The organism is Neorhizobium sp. DAR64860/K0K1 (assembly GCF_050500205.1).
GTDB classification, from domain to species: Bacteria; Pseudomonadota; Alphaproteobacteria; order Rhizobiales; family Rhizobiaceae; genus Neorhizobium; species Neorhizobium soli.
In genome coordinates this window covers 956,994-976,943 of the sequence record NZ_CP191458.1, presented here as the reverse complement: position 1 = coordinate 976,943, position 19,950 = coordinate 956,994, and the positions used below count along the sequence as shown (strand labels likewise).

The following is a 19,950-nucleotide window of genomic DNA, read 5'->3' as shown; positions in this document are numbered from 1 at the left end:
GTCGTTCAGGACTCCAGTTCTTCGAGAAAGCCGCGGACCAAGGCCGCGTAGGCGCCAGGCGCTTCGATGCAGGGTATATGCGCCGTGCCTTCGATGACTTCGTAACGTGCACCGGGAATGAGATCCGCAAGCGACCGCACCAGTTCGGGCGGGGTCGATCCATCTTGATCGCCTGCGATGCAAAGCGTCGGCACCGCGATCCGGGCTGCCTGCTCCGTGTAATCCGCCTTGCTGATCGCAGCACATGTGCCGCTGTAGCCGAGGGCGGGTTGGCGCACCAGCATGTTGCAATAGGCCTTGTAGGCGGCATTTCCGGGCTCGCGGAATGCTGCGGTGAACCATCGCTGCATGACAGGTTCGAGAATGCTGCCGATCCCGTTTTGCTCGACGGCGCCGATACGGTCAGCCCACATCTGCGGTGTCCCGATCTTGTGCGCCGTGTTGGAAAGGATCAGCGCGCGAACGAGATCCGGCCGCGACACGTAGAGGCTCTGGGCAATCAATCCACCCACGGAAAGGCCGCAGACGATGACATCGGACAGGCCGAGATGATCGAGCAGGGCTGCAAGTTCGCCGGAGAGATCCTCTATGGAATAAGGGGGATTTCCGAGATCCGACAATCCGTGACCACGCTTGTCATAGGTGAGAACCGTATAGTCACCCGCCAGCTTAGGGATGACGTGATGCCAGATGCGGCTATCCGTGCCGAGCGAGTTGACGAGCACCACGACCGGCCGGCCATCTCCCGCCCAGTCGATGTCATAGTGAACTGTGACGCCGCCAAGATCGACAAACTGCATGAACCAAATCCTCCCGGGCATAGTGTTCGCACTGGCATGCGGTTAAGTAAAATGATAATTTCTGCCGATTGCTTAACCCATGGGTTATGAATTTGGACAATCTCAAGATCAAGTTCCGCCACCTGCAGACCTTTGTCGAGGTCGCCCGGCAGAAGAGTGTCGTGCAGGCCTCCAAGGTGCTGAATGTCAGCCAGCCGGCGGTGACGAAGACCATTCGCGAGATGGAGGAGGCGCTTGGCGTGACGGTGTTCGAGCGCGAAGGCCGCGGTCTGCGCTTGACGCGATCAGGGGAAGTGTTTCTGCGCCACGCCGGAACCACGCTCGCCTCCTTGAAGAGGGGCATGGATGCCGTCTCCACCACCCGCTTTGGTGACACAATGCCGCTGCGGATCGGCGCGCTCCCGACGGTCGCCAGCAACATCATGCCGCTGGCAATGACGCTTTTCCTTGCCGAGAATGCAGGCGGCCAGGTCAAGATCGTGACGGGCGAGAATGCCGTCCTGATGGAACAGCTACGCCTCGGCGATCTCGATCTGGTGGTGGGACGGCTTGCGGCGCCCGAGAAAATGGCGGGGTTGAGCTTCGAGCATCTCTATTCGGAACAGGTCGTGTTTGCGGTCCGCACCGGGCATCCTCTGCTCGAGGCGAAACAGTCGCTCTTTGAGACGCTCGGTCATTTCCCGATCCTGATGCCGACGCGCGGATCGATCATTCGGCCCGTCGTCGAGCAGTTTCTGATCACCCACGGCATTACCGATCTCCCGGTCCAGATCGAGACGGTTTCCGATACGTTCGGTCGCGCCTTCGTCCAGACAAGCGACGCCATCTGGATCATCTCCCACGGCGTCGTGGCAGCCGATATCGCCCACGGGCTGCTGGCCACGCTGCCGATCGACACGGCGGAGACGAAGGGTCCGGTGGGGCTGACCCTCAAGGCCGAGGCCGGCGTCCCTGCGCCACTCGATATTCTAATGCAGACGATCCGCCAGGCGGCGCGTGACATTGCAGGGGCGGCGGGCAAACGCGATTGACGACCGCAGGTCACCGTGATCGAACGGACGAATAAAGGCATGAGGGAGCGTAGAATGCAGGATCGGGAATTGTTGGAGGCGATGTTCCGCGCAGCGGTAAAGGCAGCCGATCCTCTAACCGGCATCAGCCGGCACCTGCCTGAGCCGCCACAGAACGGCCGTACCGTAGTCGTTGGCGCCGGCAAGGGTGCAGCCCAGATGGCAGCAGCGCTGGAAACGATATGGCTCGGGGAGCTCTCAGGCGTCGTCGTCACCCGTTACGGCTACGGGTGCGAAACACGGTTGATCGAGGTTCTGGAGGCGTCTCACCCTGTGCCCGATGCGGCCGGTCTCGCCGCTGCGGTGAAGATCATGGAAACGGTCTCTAATCTGACGGAACGGGATCTGGTGATTGCACTGGTCTGCGGCGGCGGGTCTGCCCTTCTGCCGGCGCCACCGGAGGGACTGACGCTCAATGACGAGATCGCGCTCAACGAGACCCTGCTGGCATCGGGCGCGCCGATTTCAGCGATGAACGTTGTCCGCAAGCATCTTTCGACCATCAAAGGTGGCCGGCTTGCAGCAGCAACCCGGGCCAGGGTCGTCAGCCTGATCGTCTCCGACATTCCCGGCGACAATCCAGCCTTTGTCGCGTCCGGCCCGACAATCCCTGACGAGAGCACGCGGCACGATGCGCTGGCCATCGTCGAAAACTACGGACTCAATCTCACGCGGGCCACGATGGCGCATCTGACGTCGCCCGCAGCCGATGCTCCCGATCCTTCAGACCCGGTTTTCGCCCGGAACGAGTACCACGTCATCGCCTCGGCCGGCGTTTCGCTGCAGGCCGCCGCCGAGATAGCGCTGGCACATGGCCTGACGCCGCATATCCTGTCGGATTCCATCGAAGGTGAAGCGCGCGATGTGGCGCTCGTTCATGCAGCGATTGCGCGGGAAATTGCAAAGCACGACCGGCCGTTCGCCAAGCCTGCCGTGCTTCTCTCAGGTGGCGAAACGACTGTGACGCTGCGCTCCGACGGCGGACGTGGCGGACGCAACGGCGAATTCGCACTGGCCCTTGCGCTCGCTATCGACGGCCTCGAGATCACTGCGCTCGCAGCCGATACGGATGGGATCGACGGCTCCGAAAACAACGCCGGCGCCTTTTGCGACGGCAGCACGACAAGGCGACTGATCGCGGCCGGACAGGATGGACGCGCGCTTCAGTCACGCAACGACAGCTATACCGGCTTCGAAGCGACCGGTGACCTGTTCGTCACCGGCCCGACGGGCACGAATGTCAACGATTTCAGGGCGATCCTGATCCGGTAATCCGGCTGTCGTTCACTGCAGCTGCGGTTTCAGAAGGAAGTCGTTGCGGTCCGCCGATTTCACGCGAAGCCAGGCTTCGCGGCCGTCACGGAGAACACGCATGGGAATTTCCGCACCGGGCGGACCGCTTTCCCAAACCTTGCGGTAGAAGTCAGCCAACCCGTCGACCTCACCGTCGCGGATTTCCGAGATGACGTCGCCACGCTTGAGCCCTGCCTTTGCGGCCGGGCCATTTTCGGTGACGCTCATGACAACGACGTCGCCATTCGTTTCTGCCGAGAACGCGCCGAGCCAAGGGCGCGGCTGGCGCTTGAATTCGCCGCTGTTGAGCAGGTCATCCAAGATTGGAGCCAGTAGGTTGATCGGGACCACCATATTGATATCGGCGATCTCTCCGCCCTTGCTCATCTGCAGCCGTAGCGAGCCGACGCCGATCAACCGGCCTTCGGCATCGACCATCGCGGCGCCTCCCCAGGAGGGATGCGCCGGCGTGATAAAGATCGCCTCGTCGAGCAGGTACTCCCAGTATCCTGCGAACTCCTGCTTGGCGACGATATTGCCGCGCACATACTGGCCCTCCCCGTCCGCAAAAACGATCGGATCTCCGACAGCAGCATTGTCGGAATCCCCGATCTCGAGCGCAGGCAGTTCCAAGGGCGCCAAGGCCTGCACGAGACCGAAGCCGCTTTCCTGATCGTAGGCGAGTGCATGGCCCGGGACCTTGCGGCCATCACGGCTCGTGATCCACACGTCATCGGCCTCGGTAATCAGATAGCCGATCGTCAGGATAAGACCGTTTTCCCGGATGACCACACCGCTGCCTTCGCGCCGGACGCCGAGAGCATCGGCCGTGAACGCGTTATCGGGAATGGAGGCGCGTACCGCGACGACGGACGCCAAGATTTTTTCTATATCCATGGTGCCGATCCTTATCTTGTCGCGTTAGGGGCGCGGCCGCCTAGCCGAATTGATTGATCGCAAACTGCACGCTGTTTCCAAGCGACAGGGTCAAAATATGATTTTGCGCGGACCGGTTCAAGAGGTCGCTTCCAGACATGGAAAGGCCACCGGAGTTACCCGGCGGCCTTCCAAATTACTTGACGTCTAACCGTTGGATCAGTTGGCTGGGGTCAGCGTAACCGAAGTACCTGTCGCAGCAACGTTCAGGCCGAGCTGACCGGTGATGCTGACGGTCTGGAGATGGATCGAACCGGACGTGCCGCCGACGAGAATGTTGGCGCCGATGCCGGCACCGACAGTCGCTTCAGCCGTTGCGCCCTGGTAGAGGCCGCCGAGCGAACCGTGGTGATAGCCAGCGGTAGGTGCGAAGACTGCCCAGATCAGGCGGCTGCGCGTGGTAAATCCGAGATCGACACCCATCTTGCGAATGACGCCGGTGTACTGATCGATCGGCTCGCTGCCCATCGTGGACGAGAAGGTGCATTCGGCTTCCTTGGCGGAACCGATGACGTAACCGACGCCACCGCCGACCTGGCAATCGAGATAGCCGATACGGACGCCGCCGCGCTGGTCAGCTTCCTGGTATGGTGCATCCCTGCGCGAAATCACGTCTGCAGAAAAGGCGGTCGTTGCGGTGAGAACGATCGGCAGGGCGGCAACAGCCGCGGCGAAAGTCTTATTCATCCCTGTACTCCATTTACTTCTTCTTTTACCGCGACCTCACCTCTTGGTCGGTCGCAGGCAGCGAACATAAACGCACATGACTCCGAATCGATCCCGTCATCGCTACACGAAATGTCACGCCGGATTCCAGAACGTGAGTGGATTGCATTGGCGGCGCCCGTCGAAAAGCCATGATCGGCTGGCGGCGTCCGTTCAGGGATCGGTGAAGCTGATCGTCCGCAACCGGATCTGATCCTGACGCGGCTCACGGGCGAAAAGGATGGCTCCCGAGGCTTTCGATTGCGCGGGAACGTAATCGAAGGTGACATCCGCCTGTTCGATGGCCGCCTCACCATCCATGACCTCGCCGCGCACGACGACCACTGCCGCCGTTCGGTTAGCGCTGTTGGAAACATCGAACCGGATGCGGTAGCCGCCCTCGACGGGCATGCGTTCGGTGATCTCGATACGGAACGCGGGTGAGACTTTCTCCTCACTTACGGCGCGCCAGCCAACCCAGCCAAGGACGGCCGCAACAATCAGCGTCGAAACGATCGCAGTGACCCATTCGATCCAGTGTGCCTCACCCTTTTCGGTGACCTTGCCGATATCGCTCGTGTCTTTCATCAGGGCCTCGCTAAAGGATCAGTCGGGCCGCGGCAGCGCCGATCGCCCCCGGGAATGAGAGGACGATGACCGAGATCAGCACCGGCGTTGCGGCCATGCCATCCAGCCGGCCGAAGATCCACAACACATAGAGACTGACCAGCATCGCGACCATATAACCGGGAAGCGTGTAGCGGAAGAAGATAGGCCAGCGTGAGCTGTCTTCCGGCATTCTGTGCCCGCCGCGAAAAGACACCGCGTAGACGAAACAGTGCATGATGGCGATCGACACCAGGATCGTCAGCACCCCGTGCCAGTTCATCATCTTGTAGGAAATCAGGACGACTTCTTCCGTCGGCGCGACATTGAGGTTGAGAAACAGCGCACCGATCGCCATCAGAAACAGCTCGCGCACGTAGTTCGTCGAAAGACTGTCGGGAACGGCATCTGATGACTGGGACGTCTCGTCGTCCTCGTCGTCAGCGTTATCCTCTCCACCCAGCTGGGAGCGCCCGAGCATGGCGCCGATGCTTGCCGGCACCGCCTGGATGGCGATCTTGCCGATGATGGTTGCCATGGGCATATCGGCCTTCAGCACGCCGAGCATCACAAGTGCCGCACCACTTATGACGATCCCGAGCGCGAAGGCCGTCAACGCGTCGCGCACGGCCTGCCAGAAGGTAGAGGTCCGCTCAAACCCGATGAGATGCGCAAGCACGATCAGGAGCGGGATGTTGAAGAGGAGCAGGATCAGGAGCCGGGATTGCTCGATATAGAAACCCAGCTCCCACAGCTCCATCGTCATCAGCATGGGAATGCCGAACAGCATCGCGCCCGCGGCACCCCGGCCAAGGCCCACGAGAAATCGCCGCAATTCGCCATCGGCTTGCGTCTTGCTGTTTTCGATGCTGGCAGTTCCGCCCAAACCGGTCGCTTTCGCTTACACGCCTGAATGGCATAGATAGGAACATGGCCCCGATTGGCTAGCTATCCCCCTGCCGATAAAGGGACTTATCCTCAGTTTGCGGAAGGGCTTCTTGACGATGGCGACACAATTTCTGATCGATGGACGACAAGACGCGCCGGTGACCATCCTTCTTGCGCATGGCGCAGGCGCCCCGATGGATTCAGGCGCGATGACAGCCGTCACTGAGGCTCTCGCTGCCGAAGGGTTTCGCGTGGCGCGGTTCGAGTTCGCATACATGGCGGCGCGGCGGGAGGGCGGCGGCAAAAGGCCGCCACCGAAAGCCGAACGATTGCAGGACGAATACCGCCAGGCCATCGGCGATCTGGATGGGAAATCGAAGCTGGTTATAGGCGGAAAATCCATGGGCGGACGCGTCGCCAGCATGATTGCCGACCAGGAGTTTGCCGATGGCAGGATCGCCGGTCTCCTCTGCCTGGGTTATCCGTTCCACCCGCCGGCCAAACCGGACAAGCTCCGCACCGCACATCTGAGCGACCTTAAGACGCCGACGCTGATCTGCCAGGGAACCCGCGACCTGCTCGGCAGCGAAGAGGAGGTCAAAGGCTACGATCTTTCGGACGCGATCGAACTCCTGTGGCTTCCCGATGGCGATCACGATCTGAAGCCGCGAAAAACCGTTTCAGGCTATTCCGCCGACGATCACCTGAAGACGGTTGCGGCCCACGTCAAAAGCTGGTCCGCGCGGCTTTGATGCTTACTGCCCCGTCTTGAGTCCCGGTCTAACGGTCGAAAATGTCCTGCCACTGTTTCTCGCCCATCATGCAATCGCTTTTCGGCCCGGACGCAATCTTCATGACTTTCTCCGGAGGCGTGATGCCGCTCACCTCCATCACCAGCTTGCGGCGCACCGCGACTGCGAAATCCTCGATGCGGTGAACCGGGAGAACGAAGGAGCCCGGACCACCCGTCACGCAATCCGCGTAATACTTGTCCAGGCCGCCCGGTGCACCTGACGGTCGCAGCATCAGAGCTAGACCGTTGATGACGATTTCGGCCTCGACCGCCTTGTTCCTTGCAGGCTCAACCGGGTTGCCGGAATTGTTGGGCCCATCGCCCGAGATATCGATGACCTGCCGCATGCCCCTCAGCGGGTTGGAGACGATCATCGTCGCCCCTTGCGTGATCGCCGCGGAAATCGACGTCCGCCTCTGTGTCTCGATCGGACGCGCTGCCAGTTTTTGCGTAAAGACGAGCGCATCCTGCGCATTTTCGATCACGTGCCAGTCGATGACCGACCCCGGCACGACCCCGCCAGCCCATTCGAAATAGCTGATCGCAATGCGGCCGGTCATGCCTGACCTGACCGCATCGAGAAATTCCCTGTGCTGGAGAGCTTCGATATAGCCTTCGCGTTGGATGGCGACCTCTTCGAAATCCATGGAACGGGAGGTATCGACGGCGAGGACGAGTTCGACATCGACCTCGCCGGACGGACCGCCCGCAGTGGCAGGCGATTGTACGACGGGCGTTGCAGCCGAAGACAGGCTGATCAGCATCGCGAGTGTTGCAAGCATCTGCACTCCAATCACTGCGTTTGTACTGGTGAAAACAGTAACACAGGATTGAAAAGCTTCGATGCAGTTGCGCGAACTCGACTTCAACTCTCAGTGATGAGACTCATTCTGCAGGCGTCACCTCCTGCTGGGCGCCTTGTGTGAGCGCTTCGACAAGGCAATCCATGATCGCTTTTCTGAGCGCGTAGGTGCTTGCGCTGGTTCGCTTGCGGTCAAGGCACTGCGCGGCTTCGATCAGGCTCATACCGTGGTGGACGACAATCTGATGGGCCCTGTTCATGGCCCAGTATTCGACTGATGAACTCTGGTCTTCAAACCTGTGGCTTACTGCGTCCAATGTGGCCTCACTAGATAAATGCATCGTGACGGCGAATCATTTGCTGAGCAGAATCTAGCGCAACAGTATAGATTCGTGAATCCGGCACGGATTTGCTTCGCGGCAATAAACATTCCAAATTCTTAAGCGAAAACAATCACTGTTAGTTTTTATGAATGAGATCTTCCCCGCGATGTGAATATATATCACGTTTCTGGCGCGAGGCTTGTCGGCATGCCGCCGGCATTGGCCAGTTTACCGCGGGACGACCATCGGTTTTCCCGTCACCGGATCGGCAATGATCATCGATTTCAAACCGAAAGCCTCGTCGAGATTGGCTTCCGTCATGACCTGCTCGGGGCTTCCGACATCCACCAGTCCGTTACTGCCGAGCAACACGAGATGATCGGAAAACCGGACGGCTAGATTGAGATCGTGCAGTACGGCCACAACCGTCGTTCCGTGGTTGCGATTGCGCTCGCGCAGCACGGAAAGCACGTCCATCTGGTGGCTGAGGTCAAGCCATGTCGTCGGCTCATCGAGCAAAAGGTAGGGCGTATCCTGTGCGAGCACGAGCGCGATCCAGGCCCGCTGCCTCTGGCCGCCGGACAGTTCGTCGAGCGGCCTGTCGACGAGATCGGCAAGGCCGACCTGTGACAACGCCCGTTCGCAGGCGATCGCATCGGTCTCGCTCCAGGGCGCGAGCAGTCCGCGCCAGGGTGTGCGGCCTCGCCGCACCAGATCAGACACACTGATGCCTTCCGGGGCCTTGGATGCCTGCGGCAGGATGGCGAGCCTTCGTGCGAGAGCTCTCGTGTCGATCTTCGCAATATCATCCCCGCCCAGCGTCACAGTGCCGTGCAGCGGCGGGATAAGCCGTGCCAACGCTTTTAGAAGCGTCGATTTTCCGCATCCGTTCGGCCCGAGAATGGTCGTGATCTTGCCGTCCGGCAGAGTGAGCGACAGATCCTGGATCACGATCCGGTCGCGATAGCCAAGGGTCAGGAGTTCGGTTTTCAGCGCCTTGCCTGTCACAGGTCTCCAGTCTCCATTTCACGCGAGAGCAGCCACAGTAGATAGGGCGCTCCCATGATCCCTGTCATCACGCCGACCGGTAGCTGCAGACCTGGCACAAGCGAGCGGGCGACGAGATCCGCGAGTACAGTGATTGTGGCACCTGTGACGGCGGCTGCCGCAAGCCGCGATCCCGGCCTGCTGGCCTTAGTCATCCGCGAGCCGAGCGGCCCGGCCATCAGCGCCACGAACGGCACCGGCCCCGCCACGGCGACACCGGCGCCGGCCAGCAGCACACCCGTGGCGATCAGCAGATATTTCGACTGCCGAACCCGCGCGCCGAGACCCGTTGCAAGCTCATCGCCCAGTTCGAGCAGGCCGAGCGAGCGCACCTGAAAGGCCAGCAAAGCAAACAGAACGCCGCCGGTGGCGGAAACCTGAAGCGCATGTCCCCAGTTGCGGGCGGCCAGAGAGCCTGCAAGCCAGCGCTGCGCATCCGCAGCCTCCTGGAGCGGCAGGCGGGTCATCAGGAAGCTGCTTGCAGCAGAACAGAAAAACCCCATCCCGAGGCCGACGAGAATAAGCGTCAGCGCCGCCTGCGTACCGTGCCGCCGGTAAGAAAGTCCCGCAACAATGACAGCCGCAATCAATCCGCCGGCGGCGGCCAGAAATGGCAGCGGCAGGGAAAGGCCGAAGGCGACGCCGCAGATCACCGCAAGGCCAGCGCCTTGCATGAAACCCATCACATCCGGCGCCGCCAGCGGATTGCGCAGCAGGATCTGGAAGATCGTGCCGGACGCGCCGAGAACTGCCCCGACACCGACTGCCGTCGCAATTCCCGGGCCTCGCAGGACACGCAGCGTCAGCGCTCCTGGCCCGGTCCCCGTCCATAGACCGGTCCACAGATCCTGCGGTGTCAAAAAGATCTGGCCGAGCATGAGCGATGCGAGAATGGAGGAAAGCAGCAGGCCAACCAGCAGGACGACGCCAGCCCTGCCGCCACCCCTCGCCCGACCATTGCCTCGCGCCGTCACGATGTCGCTCCGGGACGAAGCCGCCGTGCGATGATGACGAAAGCCGGAGCCCCGATCAGCGCTGTCATGATGCCGACGCGAATTTCCGATGGTGCGAGGATGATACGCCCGAGCGTATCCGCATAGAGCAGGATCGACGCGCCGATGACCGCCGCAGCCATCAGCTCGAACCGCAGGGCGTGTCCGGCGACGCGCCGTGCGAGTGGCGGGACCAGAAGGCCGATGAAAGCGATGGGGCCCGCGACCGCGACCGCAGCACCCGTCGTCAGCGTGATCGCCACGAGGGCTCCGGCCTGCACGCGCGCCGGTTTCGTGCCCAGCCCGCGGGCAAGCGAAGACCCGAGTGAAAGTGCCTCGATGCGCGGCGCAATCAGGAGAGCCACCCCGATACCGATGGCAGCGGCGATCCCCATGCCGGCGAGCGGACGCGCGCCAGCCTGTGCCAGCGATCCTGTGATCCAGAAACGGAGAATTTCGAGCGTCTCGTTGCGGGCAAGGACGATGGCCGACACCAGAGACAGAAGCATCGCATTGAGCGCTGTGCCCGCGAGCGCCAGCCGGACGGGGCCCGCATCGCCGCGTAGTCCGCCGCCCAGCATGAACACGGCGGCGGCGGCGAGTGCTGCGCCCGGAAAGGCCATGGCAGACATCAAGCCACTATCGGACCGCCCTGTCAGCAAAGCCGCAATCACCACTGCGAAGGCGGCACCGGAGTTGACGCCCATGATGCCGGGATCCGCCAGCGGATTGCGGGTGAGCGCCTGCATGATCGTGCCGGCGATACCGAGGCCCGCACCGGCGATCAGCGCCGCGACAAGGCGCGGCATTCGGACGGAACCGATGACGATATGGACCGGATTGCTCTCATCATATGCAAAGATTGCCTGGAACACATCGATAGGCGTGACATCGCGCACCCCGACGCCAAGTGTCAGCACCACGGCGAAGAGGAAGATCAGGCCAAGGATGGCAGCTGACTTCACGGGGCAAGCCCGGCGGCAACGCTTGATGGAACCTTTGTCTCGGCTTTTCCGTCCAAAGCCAACCCGATCTCCGCGTCAAGCCGCTCAAGCGCGAACGGCAGGGAAAGAACGCTGCCGAAGGTCAACGCTCCGGCCAGAAGCGCTCCGGCCAGGACCTCACGACCCTCGACATGGGCCTTCAGCGTCTTGCGCATCGGCATTGAGACGATGTCCGGCACGGCATCGGACGTGGAAACCCAGATCAGCAGGTCCGCGTCGAGACTGGAAAGATCCTCCGGGGAAAGCCGGGCGTAAAAACCCTCGTTTGTTTCGAGGTTGGCGAGTGCTGGCGGCGGCCTGAAACCCAATTCCTTCAGGAACGTCGCGCGGGTATCGGTGCCGATGAAGGCACCGGTTTCTCCGCCGAAATTGTAGGCGCAGACAGCGGTCTGTTCCGCCCATTGCGGATGCCGTGTCCTGATGTCCGCAAACCTCGACTTGACGCCTTCGATGAGTTCCTCAGCCTTGCCAGTGTTGCCGACCGCGCGACCGATGACGCGGGTCTGGGCGTCCCAGGTGGTGCCATAGGCGAGATCGCCCTTTTCCTGCATCAGGACAGGCGCAATCTGGGATAGGATATCGTATTCGGCCTGCGAGATACCTGATCCGATGCCGATAATCAGGTCCGGTTGGAGCGAAGCGACGATCTCCATTGACACTTCACCCGAGATGACCTGCGGCTGGGCATCTCCCATCAGCGCCTGGGCCCAAGGCCAGACGTTGTAGGGATAGCCTCCGAACCACTGGCGCGTGGCGACAGGGACGACACCCAGCGCCAGGAGAGGATCATGGGTGGAATACCCGAGCGAGACCACACGCCTGGCCGGCTGCGGCAGTACCGTTTCACCGAAGGCATGGACAAAGCGAAGTTCGTCTTGCGCCATCGCGACACCAGGAAGGCCTCCGGTCGCCGCAGCGGCAAACCCCGACGCGATAGCCGTCAGAACCTGTCGTCTCGTGGGTGCAACGATACCGAAGCCGATCGCTGTCTGGCAGATAGGCATCTGTAAACGGTCCTTTCCACAGTCATGTCTTGGTATAATCAGGTTTCACAGTTCGAGTGCCCCATTGAGGCGAAGCCCGGTTACCAGGTGTATTTCAGCGTTGCGAGAACCGTACGGCGATCGCCGTAATAGGCGGTGTTGCTGAAGCCGTCGATCTGGCTGATATATTCCTTATCGAGCAGGTTCGTGACGTTCGCCGAGAGAGCGACGTTGTCGCGGATCTGATATTTCACGGCTGCGTCGAACAGGACCCTCGACGGAACGGGATCCGTGTTGGCGTTATCGGCATAGGAACTGCCGACCAGGCGTCCGCCAACGCCGAGCGTCAGATCACCGCGCGCTCCGTTGCCGGGAAGCGTGTAGTCGAACCATGCCGACGCCATATGCTTGGGAACGAGATACGGCCGGTTGCCGACGAGAGTGGGGTCGACATCCTCCTCGATCTCTGCATCCAGGTAGGAATATCCGGCAGTAAAGTTGATCCGATTGGACAGCGCGACCTTGGCTTCCAGTTCGAGACCGCGAACGTTGATCTTTCCGACCTGGTACTGAGCCGAATAGTCCGGTGCCCATTGTGCGACGTTGGTCTGCGTCAGGTCGAACAGTGCCGCCGTGAAGAGCGCATCGATGCCGGTCGGCTCATACTTGATGCCGATTTCGTACTGCCTGCCTTCCTGCGGTTTAGGGGTGCCGATGAAGTAGCTGCGATTGGCCGCAACCGGAAGGAAGGATTCCGAGTAGTTGGCGTAGACAGAGACTTCGCTCGTGGCCTTGTAGGTCACACCGGCTCGCTTGGAGAAATTCTCGTCGACCGCGTCGTAGTCGGTGCCGTAGGAGGTACTTTCAGTTTCGGCATGGTCATACCTACCGCCGACGGTAAAGATCAGACGATCGTCGTAGGTCAGCTCTTCCTGAATATAGAGACCCTTGGTCGTGAGATCGGACTCGGACGCAACGCCGGCACCGAATGACACGCAGCTTCGACCGCAGTATACCGGATTGCGGATATCGCCGACGCCGAGTGCAGTACCGTCAAACCGCATTTCCTCGTTGCTGTCGCGACCGTAGTCGAAGCCGAACAGCGTCCGGCTGTCGAAGGCACCAAAGCTCGCCTCGTATTGCAGCTGGTTGTCGATGTGGAAACGCGTGGATTCGCCGTAGACTGCAAGAGCGTTCCGGCTCGTGGCTGGATCAGCCGAATTGTAGACACTCTCGTAGGTGACATCGAGTTTGGTGTACCTGGCGTTCTGGCGGAACTCGAGACCATTGCCGAAATCGTGGCGGAACTGGTAACCGATATTCTTCTCGATTACGTCCATGTTGTCGAAATCTTGCTCGCCGAGATAGGTCTCGGAATCGATGCCGGAGCCGAGCGGAATGCCGTGAGACGTGCTGCCGTCACGCTTGTTATAGTCCATCAGAAGCGTGAAGGACGTATCCGCGGTCGGAGACCAGGTCAGCGCCGGCGCGACGTAGATGCGATCGTCCTCGGTCTCGTCGATCCCTGCGTCGGCATTCTGCCACTTGCCGGTCAAACGATAGCTCCAGATACCGTCTGCATCCAGCGGGCCGCCGAAATCGGTTCCAGTCTCGACATGACCGTCGCCGAGTGTCGTGTAGACTTCGCCGAATTTCTCGTCCTGCGGAAGCTTGGTCACCGCATTGACGATACCACCCGGTCCCGACAGTCCGAACAGAGACGAGTTGGAACCCTTCAGCACTTCGATGCGCTGCATCGCGTAGGGTTCGATACGGTTGGTCGTAAAATCGCCACCCGTATACATCGGCAGACCGTCGCGATAGGTGGCGTTGCCGGTCGAGTAGAACCCGCGGATCAGATAGTGATCGTAGCGATTGTCGGAGCCGTAGATGTCGGTCGAAACACCCGGCGTGTAGGCCAGAGCCTCGTCGAGCGTCGTGACGCCGCGCTTTTCCAGTTCTTCTTCCGTCACGACGGAAACCGAAGCGGGCGCGTCGAGCAGAGGGGTATCGGTCTTGCTGCTGGAACGGGAAGCCTTGGCAACGATCGTCGCATCGGGACCCACTCCACTGCCACCGCTTTCGAGCACAATCGGCGCGAGCGTTGTGCCGGTGGCATCAGCTGTCTGTGCAAGAGACTGCAGCGGCAGCAGGATTGCCACACTGGAAAGAAGCGCTATCCGTTGGGCGCTTACCCGGCGCCCCATCGAAATCCGTGAAAAACCATTGACTTGAAAAGGTCTTGACCGAAACGCCACGCGAAATTCCCCTCGTACTAAAATTCCTGCCACGACGCCCCGCCGCTGCAGACCAAGCGGAAAAGAAATCATGATTATTTTGATCAGGAATTATCGGGAGGGCTTTTGCAAGTCAACGGCTGAACTCTTTTGCTCAAAGCAAGAGTTGCCCGGAACGGAAAAGCGGGTCAAACTGTGGCAGGAATGTCATAGCCAGGGTGCTGGCTCTCCGTGTTTCCTGGATAGGACGGCGCTTTCTAAGCTAGCTCCGTTCAGCCAGCGCGTTCAGTTTCGCACCCTCGAGACGGTAGAAGATGTGGGTTTCCTTCCGCTCGCCGCCAAGGTCGTCGTAGAACTTCAAAAGCCGCTGGTTCGTGCGCGCCGCCGTCCAATCGACGCGGCCAAACTTCCGTTCGACGGCAATCGCTGCAAGCCGCTGCATCAGTTTGATACCAACCTCTTGGCCCCGCTCGGAAGCTGACACGAAAAGCTCTTTGAGGAACAGGCCCGGCACCAGGCCGGGACCGGGAAAGATCGAAGCGAAGGCGGCAAAGCCAATCACGCGGCTGGTTCCGGCGACGATGATCTCGGTATTGAGCGGCCGGTTGAGAATCCCCGCGACGATTGCGTCCCGCGGAGGGCAGAACACGCCGTAATAGTCCTGCATTTCCTCGAGCAGTCCCGCAAGTTCATCGGTGTCCCCGGCGCTAAACGCACGAATCTGCATGATTTTTGCCCTATTAGGATACGTGTGATTGTCCGGCAGAAAAATCAATCAGCTCGGATCCTGATATCCTTCCAGCCAAAGCGCGCGACGGTCAAGATCATCCGTGTAAGGGCAGGTGTCCAGCGTGTTGCCGCTTGCCGCGGATCTCCGGCCTTCTTTCACGATGATCAGCCGTTCCGAATCCGTCAGTGTATCAGGCTGGACTGCGGTGCTGTCGATGGCTACTTCCACCCGCACCCCCTGTCCCCGCAACGCATCGATCGAAGAGACGGCATCCTGCGCCGTTGCGAAACTTTCCCGAATGATCTGATCGCCTCGGACGGCCCTTAACTCGTAGGTCATGGCGCATCTCTCCTTGTTGTCAGAAACAGAGGAGATGCGGTTATTGTTCCGGCCGCCTAACGCTTCCGCTGAGCTAATTTTTCTGCCCGACCGAGCGGCCTGCCCCGTCCGGGAACGTTAGCTTGGCATGCGCCTGCGCAATCGGCGCAAGCTTTGCCATCACTTCCGGAGGGGCGACAACGGATTTGCCGGCGCTTGCATCCACATGCAGCATCAGTTGCTCTGCCGTCGCGATGATGCCGTCAGTCTTCGAGTCGTGAATGGTCGAGAAAAATCGGACGCGCTTTTCGTCGACGGACAGGATCTGCAGTGTGGCGTAGATCGCCTGGCCGAGCTTGGCCTCGCCCAGATGCCGGATATGCGTCTCGACCGTGTAATAGCTGTGGCCCGCCTCGACATACGCGAAGTCGACGCCGATCAGGCGCAGCAGGGCATCGGACGTGTCGCCGAACACCTGGAGGTATCGGTGCTCCGTCATGTGGCCATTGTAATCGACCCAGGCGGCGTTGACCTTGGTATCGACCAGCCGCAGCGGGGCCGAGGTGTCGACGGACAGGCTTGTCCCCTTGCCGTTTCCGCCACCTTCGGACCAAAGATGCGTCTCGAACTCGGACAGGATTTTGCCCGCGCCCCAGCCCTTGCCGCCGTCGCCGGCCTTCAGCGCCTGCATGATGCCGACGAGGTTTTCATCCCGGATCCGCTCCAGATCACGGATGCCATAAGCGCCGGACTGGGCATCCGATTGGGCTGCGATCTTGTCGACCAGAGCGTCGTCGAGATCGACCACGTCGGTCAGCTTGGTCCAGGGCCAGGCGAGGCAGGGGCCAAACTGCGCCAGAAAATGCCGCATGCCCGCTTCGCCACCCGCAATGCGGTAGGTTTCGAACAGTCCCATCTGCGCCCAGCGCATGCCGAAGGAATAGCGGATCACATCGTCGAGTGTCTCGGTATCGCAAATATCGTCATGGATCAGCCACAGCGCCTCGCGCCAGAAGGCTTCCAGCAGACGGTCGCCGACAAAGGCTTCGATCTCCTTCTTGAGGATCACGCCCTTCATGCCAATCGGCGCCAGCCGCTCGCGGGCGAGAAGCAGGGTCTCCGGGCTTGTGCGTTCGCCGCCGACCAGTTCGGCCAGCGGCAGGAGGTAGACAGGGTTGTAGGGATGCGCGACGAACATACGCTCGGGATGCCGCATGTCGCGCTGCAGTTGCGTCGGCATCAGTCCTGAAGTGGACGATCCGATCAGCGCCTTCGGATCGGCAGCCGCATCGATTTTCGTCAGAACGCCACGCTTCAGGTCCAGCCGTTCCGGGACGCTTTCCTGGATCCAGTCGGCGCCTGCGACCGCCTCCTCCAGCGTCGCGCAGAACGTGAGTTTTCCCCGAGGCGGCAGCGGCGCCATGGTAAGCATGCCATAGGCGCGCTCCGCATTGGCCACCACCTCCGTGACGATGCGCTCGGCATCGGGATGCGGATCGAAGATGGAAACATCGATGCCGCCAAGCAGGAAACGCGCGGCCCAGGCGCCACCGATGACACCGCCGCCGATACAGGCTGCCTTCTTGATCTTGCTCATGCTGGTCACCTTTTCTGCAGCTTGAGTTTTTCGCGCACCTCGGCCGGGCCGATGATTTTTGCGCCCATGCCCTCGATCACCCCGACCGCTTTTTCGACGAGCTGCGCATTGGTCGCGAGTTGCCCCTTGCCGGCATAGAGATTGTCTTCAAGACCGACCCGGACATTGCCGCCGGCCAGCACCGCTGCCGCCGGATAGGCAAGCGCGTTGCGGCCGATCGAGAAGGCCGAGAACGTCCAGGTTTTCGGAACGTTGTTGACCATGGCCATGAACGTGTTCAGGTCGTCGGGCGCGCCCCATGGAATTCCCATGCAGAGCTGGATCAGCACCGGATCCTCGATCAGGCCTTCCTCGACGAGTTGCTTGGCAAACCACAGATGGCCGGTATCGAAAGCCTCGATCTCGGGACGCACACCGAGCGCCGTCATCTGCCGTGCCATTTCGCGCAGCATCGACGGCGTGTTGGTCATGACGTAATCGCCGAGCGAAAAATTCATGGTGCCGCAGTCGAGCGTGCAGATCTCCGGCAGGCACTCCGCCACATGCGCCACACGCTCGGTCGCGCCGGCCATGTCGGTTCCATCAGGATTGACCGGGAACGGCGCTTCGACATTGCCGAACACGAGATCGCCGCCCATGCCGGCGGTCAGATTAAGGACCACATCGACATCGGCCGAGCGGATGCGATCGGTCACTTCCCTGTAGAGTTCGATATTGCGGGCCGCGGCACCGGTTTCCGGGTTGCGCACATGGCAGTGAACCACGGCGGCTCCCGCCTTCGCCGCGTCGATCGCAGAATCGGCGATCTGCTTCGGCGTGATGGGCACGTGTGACGATCGTGATGTCGTATCTCCGGCACCCGTCACGGCGCAGGTTATGAAAACCTCGCGGTTCATCTCAAGCGGCATCATATGCTCCTTCTGATTGAGCGTATTACGACCGAGAGGCGGATGGAATGCTTTGCATTATCGGAGCCATTTCATACACTATCGGCAATCAGCACGGATTACGGTGAATGAGCCAAAAGGCCCCCAGTCAGCACTTCGATATCCTTCTTCTGCCAGAGACCAACCTCATCCTTCTGGCGTCTGTGATCGAACCGTTTCGGGCTGCAAATCGCATTGCCGGGGGCGACCTCTATCGCTGGACACTGCATTCTCCTGATGGAACGCCGGTCGACACGACATGCGGAATACCGATCGCGGTGGCTGGCGCGTTTCGACCGGCAAGGGAAACGGACCCGCTGTTCGTCTTGTCGAGTTATGACTGGAAGAAAAGCGTCACGAACGACCTGAAGGCGCAGCTTGCTCGCACAGCGAGACATCGAAGCCTGATCGCGGGTATTGAGACCGGAACCTTCGTGCTGGCCGAGGCTGGCCTGCTGAACGGGTCGCGTGCAACCATCCACTGGGAGGATCTGGAGGCCTTTTCGCTGGTTTATCCGGAGGTCGAGCTTGTTCGAGACCGCTTCGTGATCGACAGCAAGCGCATTACGACAGGCGGACCGGTTCCGACGCTCGACCTGATGCTGGAACTGATCCGCAGGGCCCATGGCCATACGCTGGCGCTCGAAGTGTCCAGGCTGTTTCTCTATGAATACGGTCACCGCCTAGACCGCGAGCATGGTTCAGCCGTCACTCCCGTCAGACATGGACGCGACGCCAGAGTTCAGGCGGCGGTGCGATTGATGGAGGAGACTGTCGATGCTCCCTTGGTTCTCACCAGGCTCGCAAAGCGCGTCGGTGTAAGCGCCCGGCATCTTCAAGACATGTTTCAGACAACGATAGGTGTGGGACCACACACTCATTATATTGCCCTGCGTCTGAACGCAGCCCGACGAAAGGTCATCGAGACCTCAGCGGCAATCGCCGACATCGCCGCAGAGACAGGTTTTAACTCGGCTTCCGCCCTATCGCGCAGCTACAGAGCGCAGTATCGCGAAAGTCCGAGTGAGACGCGACGGCGCGTCAAGCGCCGCGATCCTGTTATTTCTTCAGGATGACCCACAGCGCGTGCACGATACCCGGAAGAAAGCCGCACAGGGTGAGGAGGATGTTCAGCCAGAAGTGGAGGCCGAGGCCGACCTGGAGGAACACGCCCAGCGGCGGCAGGAGGAAGGCAAAAAGGATGCGGATGATGTCCAAAATTATCTCTCCGAATGATCAATGGCGCAAGACAACGTGCAGTGCAGCGAAAAGTTCATTTCACTGCTCTGCGGTCGAGGTGCGTGGTGAGGCGATTTCGAGCGCCTACCGGGTTAAATTGATGCTGCTGGTTACGACGGTCTTGCCCGTGCTCGGATCCTTGTCGACCGTCTGCAGACGCAGGCTGCCAGCACCGCGCGATTCGATTGTCATATTGGCAGTCCGATCGCCGTTGATGACACGTGCCCAACGGACGGACAGATTGATCCGGTTGCCGGATTGTCTTCCCGAAAGGGTCGAAGGCTGACCGGAAGGGCCGGTATAGGTGCCGCGGTAACCATTGCCGCTTTCCTGAAGTGTGGCGGATATTTTGCGCTGGACGACCAGCAGGCCGCGGCACGTGCCGTCCATCGAAAACGCCGTGCGCCCACCCGACATATCGAATTTGCACGTCACGTTGATCGGCTTTGCGCCGATGCGCGTCACGACGGTGCCAACGCCGGTCCAGCTGCCCTTGAGCGTGGGAAGAAAGGAAGACTCCTGTGCCGATACGGGCAAGCTGAGAAGGCTGGCGATGCAGGCGATGATCGGGCGGCGAAAGCGCATGGGTTGGCTCCATCTGAGATTGCTACCCAACGTCGCAAACGCGTTTGGAGTTCCCCCCTCCAAAGCAGGATCCGGC

General features: G+C 60.8%; 22 protein-coding genes. 4 read left to right on the top strand and 18 right to left on the bottom strand.

What is annotated here, in order from left to right:
* Nucleotides 1-5: 5 nt before the first annotated feature.
* Nucleotides 6-800 (bottom strand): 3-oxoadipate enol-lactonase, encoded by a 795-nt coding sequence (pcaD, locus tag ACQY1J_RS04350; protein ID WP_430249554.1) that lies wholly within the window; start codon nt 798-800, stop codon nt 6-8.
* Nucleotides 801-886: 86 nt separating this feature from the next.
* On the opposite strand from pcaD, the gene pcaQ reads away from it, so the two are divergent.
* Both pcaQ and ACQY1J_RS04340 read left to right on the top strand, forming a co-directional pair.
* On the top strand, nt 887-1,831 hold the full coding sequence (gene pcaQ / locus ACQY1J_RS04345; RefSeq protein WP_430249552.1) for a pca operon transcription factor PcaQ: 945 nt from the start codon (nt 887-889) through the stop codon (nt 1,829-1,831).
* A gap of 54 nt (nt 1,832-1,885) precedes the next feature.
* Nucleotides 1,886-3,142 (top strand): glycerate kinase type-2 family protein, encoded by a 1,257-nt coding sequence (locus tag ACQY1J_RS04340; RefSeq protein ID WP_430249550.1) that lies wholly within the window; start codon nt 1,886-1,888, stop codon nt 3,140-3,142.
* A gap of 12 nt (nt 3,143-3,154) precedes the next feature.
* On the opposite strand, the gene ACQY1J_RS04335 is transcribed toward ACQY1J_RS04340, so the two are convergent.
* The 4 genes from ACQY1J_RS04335 to ACQY1J_RS04320 all read right to left on the bottom strand — a co-directional run bounded on the left by ACQY1J_RS04335 (nt 3,155) and on the right by ACQY1J_RS04320 (nt 6,296).
* Nucleotides 3,155-4,060, bottom strand: a complete 906-nt coding sequence (locus ACQY1J_RS04335; protein WP_062454437.1) for a S1C family serine protease — start codon at nt 4,058-4,060, stop codon at nt 3,155-3,157.
* A 198-nt stretch (nt 4,061-4,258) separates the two neighbouring features.
* Complete coding sequence (locus ACQY1J_RS04330) at nt 4,259-4,786, bottom strand: DUF992 domain-containing protein (RefSeq protein ID WP_062454438.1); 528 nt, start codon at nt 4,784-4,786, stop codon at nt 4,259-4,261.
* Between the two features lie 192 nt (nt 4,787-4,978).
* Nucleotides 4,979-5,392 carry a TIGR02588 family protein gene (locus ACQY1J_RS04325; RefSeq protein ID WP_062576764.1) on the bottom strand — a complete coding sequence of 138 codons (414 nt, stop codon included), beginning with the start codon at nt 5,390-5,392 and terminating at the stop codon, nt 4,979-4,981.
* Between the two features lie 10 nt (nt 5,393-5,402).
* A complete protein-coding gene (locus ACQY1J_RS04320) occupies nt 5,403-6,296 on the bottom strand; it encodes a TIGR02587 family membrane protein (protein WP_325264222.1) in 894 nt (297 codons plus the stop codon).
* 118 nt (nt 6,297-6,414) lie between these two features.
* Between ACQY1J_RS04320 and ACQY1J_RS04315 the strand changes: the two genes are divergently transcribed.
* Nucleotides 6,415-7,050 (top strand): alpha/beta hydrolase family protein, encoded by a 636-nt coding sequence (locus tag ACQY1J_RS04315; RefSeq protein ID WP_430249547.1) that lies wholly within the window; start codon nt 6,415-6,417, stop codon nt 7,048-7,050.
* A 28-nt stretch (nt 7,051-7,078) separates the two neighbouring features.
* Here ACQY1J_RS04315 and ACQY1J_RS04310 read toward each other — a convergent pair whose 3' ends face one another.
* The 11 genes from ACQY1J_RS04310 to ACQY1J_RS04260 form a co-directional block, all read right to left on the bottom strand.
* Complete coding sequence (locus ACQY1J_RS04310) at nt 7,079-7,873, bottom strand: DUF1194 domain-containing protein (RefSeq protein ID WP_430249545.1); 795 nt, start codon at nt 7,871-7,873, stop codon at nt 7,079-7,081.
* 103 nt (nt 7,874-7,976) lie between these two features.
* Nucleotides 7,977-8,153 carry a hypothetical protein gene (locus ACQY1J_RS04305; RefSeq protein WP_192078735.1) on the bottom strand — a complete coding sequence of 59 codons (177 nt, stop codon included), beginning with the start codon at nt 8,151-8,153 and terminating at the stop codon, nt 7,977-7,979.
* Nucleotides 8,154-8,444: 291 nt separating this feature from the next.
* Nucleotides 8,445-9,224, bottom strand: coding sequence for an ABC transporter ATP-binding protein (locus ACQY1J_RS04300; protein ID WP_430249543.1), 780 nt, complete (start codon nt 9,222-9,224; stop codon nt 8,445-8,447).
* Entirely contained in the window at nt 9,221-10,237 is a 1,017-nt protein-coding gene (locus ACQY1J_RS04295; RefSeq protein WP_430249541.1) for a FecCD family ABC transporter permease, read from the bottom strand. The genes ACQY1J_RS04300 and ACQY1J_RS04295 overlap by 4 nt, the downstream gene beginning before the upstream one ends.
* Nucleotides 10,234-11,220 carry a FecCD family ABC transporter permease gene (locus ACQY1J_RS04290; protein WP_430249539.1) on the bottom strand — a complete coding sequence of 329 codons (987 nt, stop codon included), beginning with the start codon at nt 11,218-11,220 and terminating at the stop codon, nt 10,234-10,236. The genes ACQY1J_RS04295 and ACQY1J_RS04290 overlap by 4 nt, the downstream gene beginning before the upstream one ends.
* Nucleotides 11,217-12,263: an iron-siderophore ABC transporter substrate-binding protein gene (locus ACQY1J_RS04285; RefSeq protein ID WP_430249537.1), complete on the bottom strand. Its 1,047-nt coding sequence runs from the start codon at nt 12,261-12,263 to the stop codon at nt 11,217-11,219. Before ACQY1J_RS04285 ends, ACQY1J_RS04290 begins: the two co-directional genes overlap by 4 nt.
* An 80-nt stretch (nt 12,264-12,343) precedes the next feature.
* The gene (locus tag ACQY1J_RS04280) at nt 12,344-14,449 is read right to left on the bottom strand and encodes a TonB-dependent siderophore receptor (protein ID WP_430249535.1); all 2,106 of its coding nucleotides are present in this window, start codon (nt 14,447-14,449) and stop codon (nt 12,344-12,346) included.
* 292 nt (nt 14,450-14,741) lie between these two features.
* The gene (locus ACQY1J_RS04275; RefSeq protein WP_062576754.1) at nt 14,742-15,206 is read right to left on the bottom strand and encodes a GNAT family N-acetyltransferase; all 465 of its coding nucleotides are present in this window, start codon (nt 15,204-15,206) and stop codon (nt 14,742-14,744) included.
* Nucleotides 15,207-15,254: 48 nt separating this feature from the next.
* Nucleotides 15,255-15,548, bottom strand: coding sequence for an Rmf/CrpP family protein (locus ACQY1J_RS04270; RefSeq protein WP_062576751.1), 294 nt, complete (start codon nt 15,546-15,548; stop codon nt 15,255-15,257).
* 73 nt (nt 15,549-15,621) lie between these two features.
* Nucleotides 15,622-17,124, bottom strand: coding sequence for a carnitine 3-dehydrogenase (locus tag ACQY1J_RS04265; protein ID WP_192087853.1), 1,503 nt, complete (start codon nt 17,122-17,124; stop codon nt 15,622-15,624).
* Nucleotides 17,125-17,129: 5 nt separating this feature from the next.
* Entirely contained in the window at nt 17,130-18,032 is a 903-nt protein-coding gene (locus ACQY1J_RS04260; RefSeq protein ID WP_062454994.1) for a 3-keto-5-aminohexanoate cleavage protein, read from the bottom strand.
* 107 nt (nt 18,033-18,139) lie between these two features.
* On the opposite strand from ACQY1J_RS04260, the gene ACQY1J_RS04255 reads away from it, so the two are divergent.
* Nucleotides 18,140-19,126, top strand: a complete 987-nt coding sequence (locus ACQY1J_RS04255) for a GlxA family transcriptional regulator (protein ID WP_430249532.1) — start codon at nt 18,140-18,142, stop codon at nt 19,124-19,126.
* Here ACQY1J_RS04255 and ACQY1J_RS04250 read toward each other — a convergent pair.
* On the bottom strand, nt 19,110-19,268 hold the full coding sequence (locus tag ACQY1J_RS04250) for a YqaE/Pmp3 family membrane protein (protein ID WP_082471680.1): 159 nt from the start codon (nt 19,266-19,268) through the stop codon (nt 19,110-19,112). The two genes, ACQY1J_RS04255 and ACQY1J_RS04250, sit on opposite strands and share 17 nt — an antisense overlap.
* A gap of 105 nt (nt 19,269-19,373) precedes the next feature.
* Entirely contained in the window at nt 19,374-19,874 is a 501-nt protein-coding gene (locus ACQY1J_RS04245; RefSeq protein WP_062454454.1) for a hypothetical protein, read from the bottom strand.
* Nucleotides 19,875-19,950 lie beyond the last annotated feature (76 nt).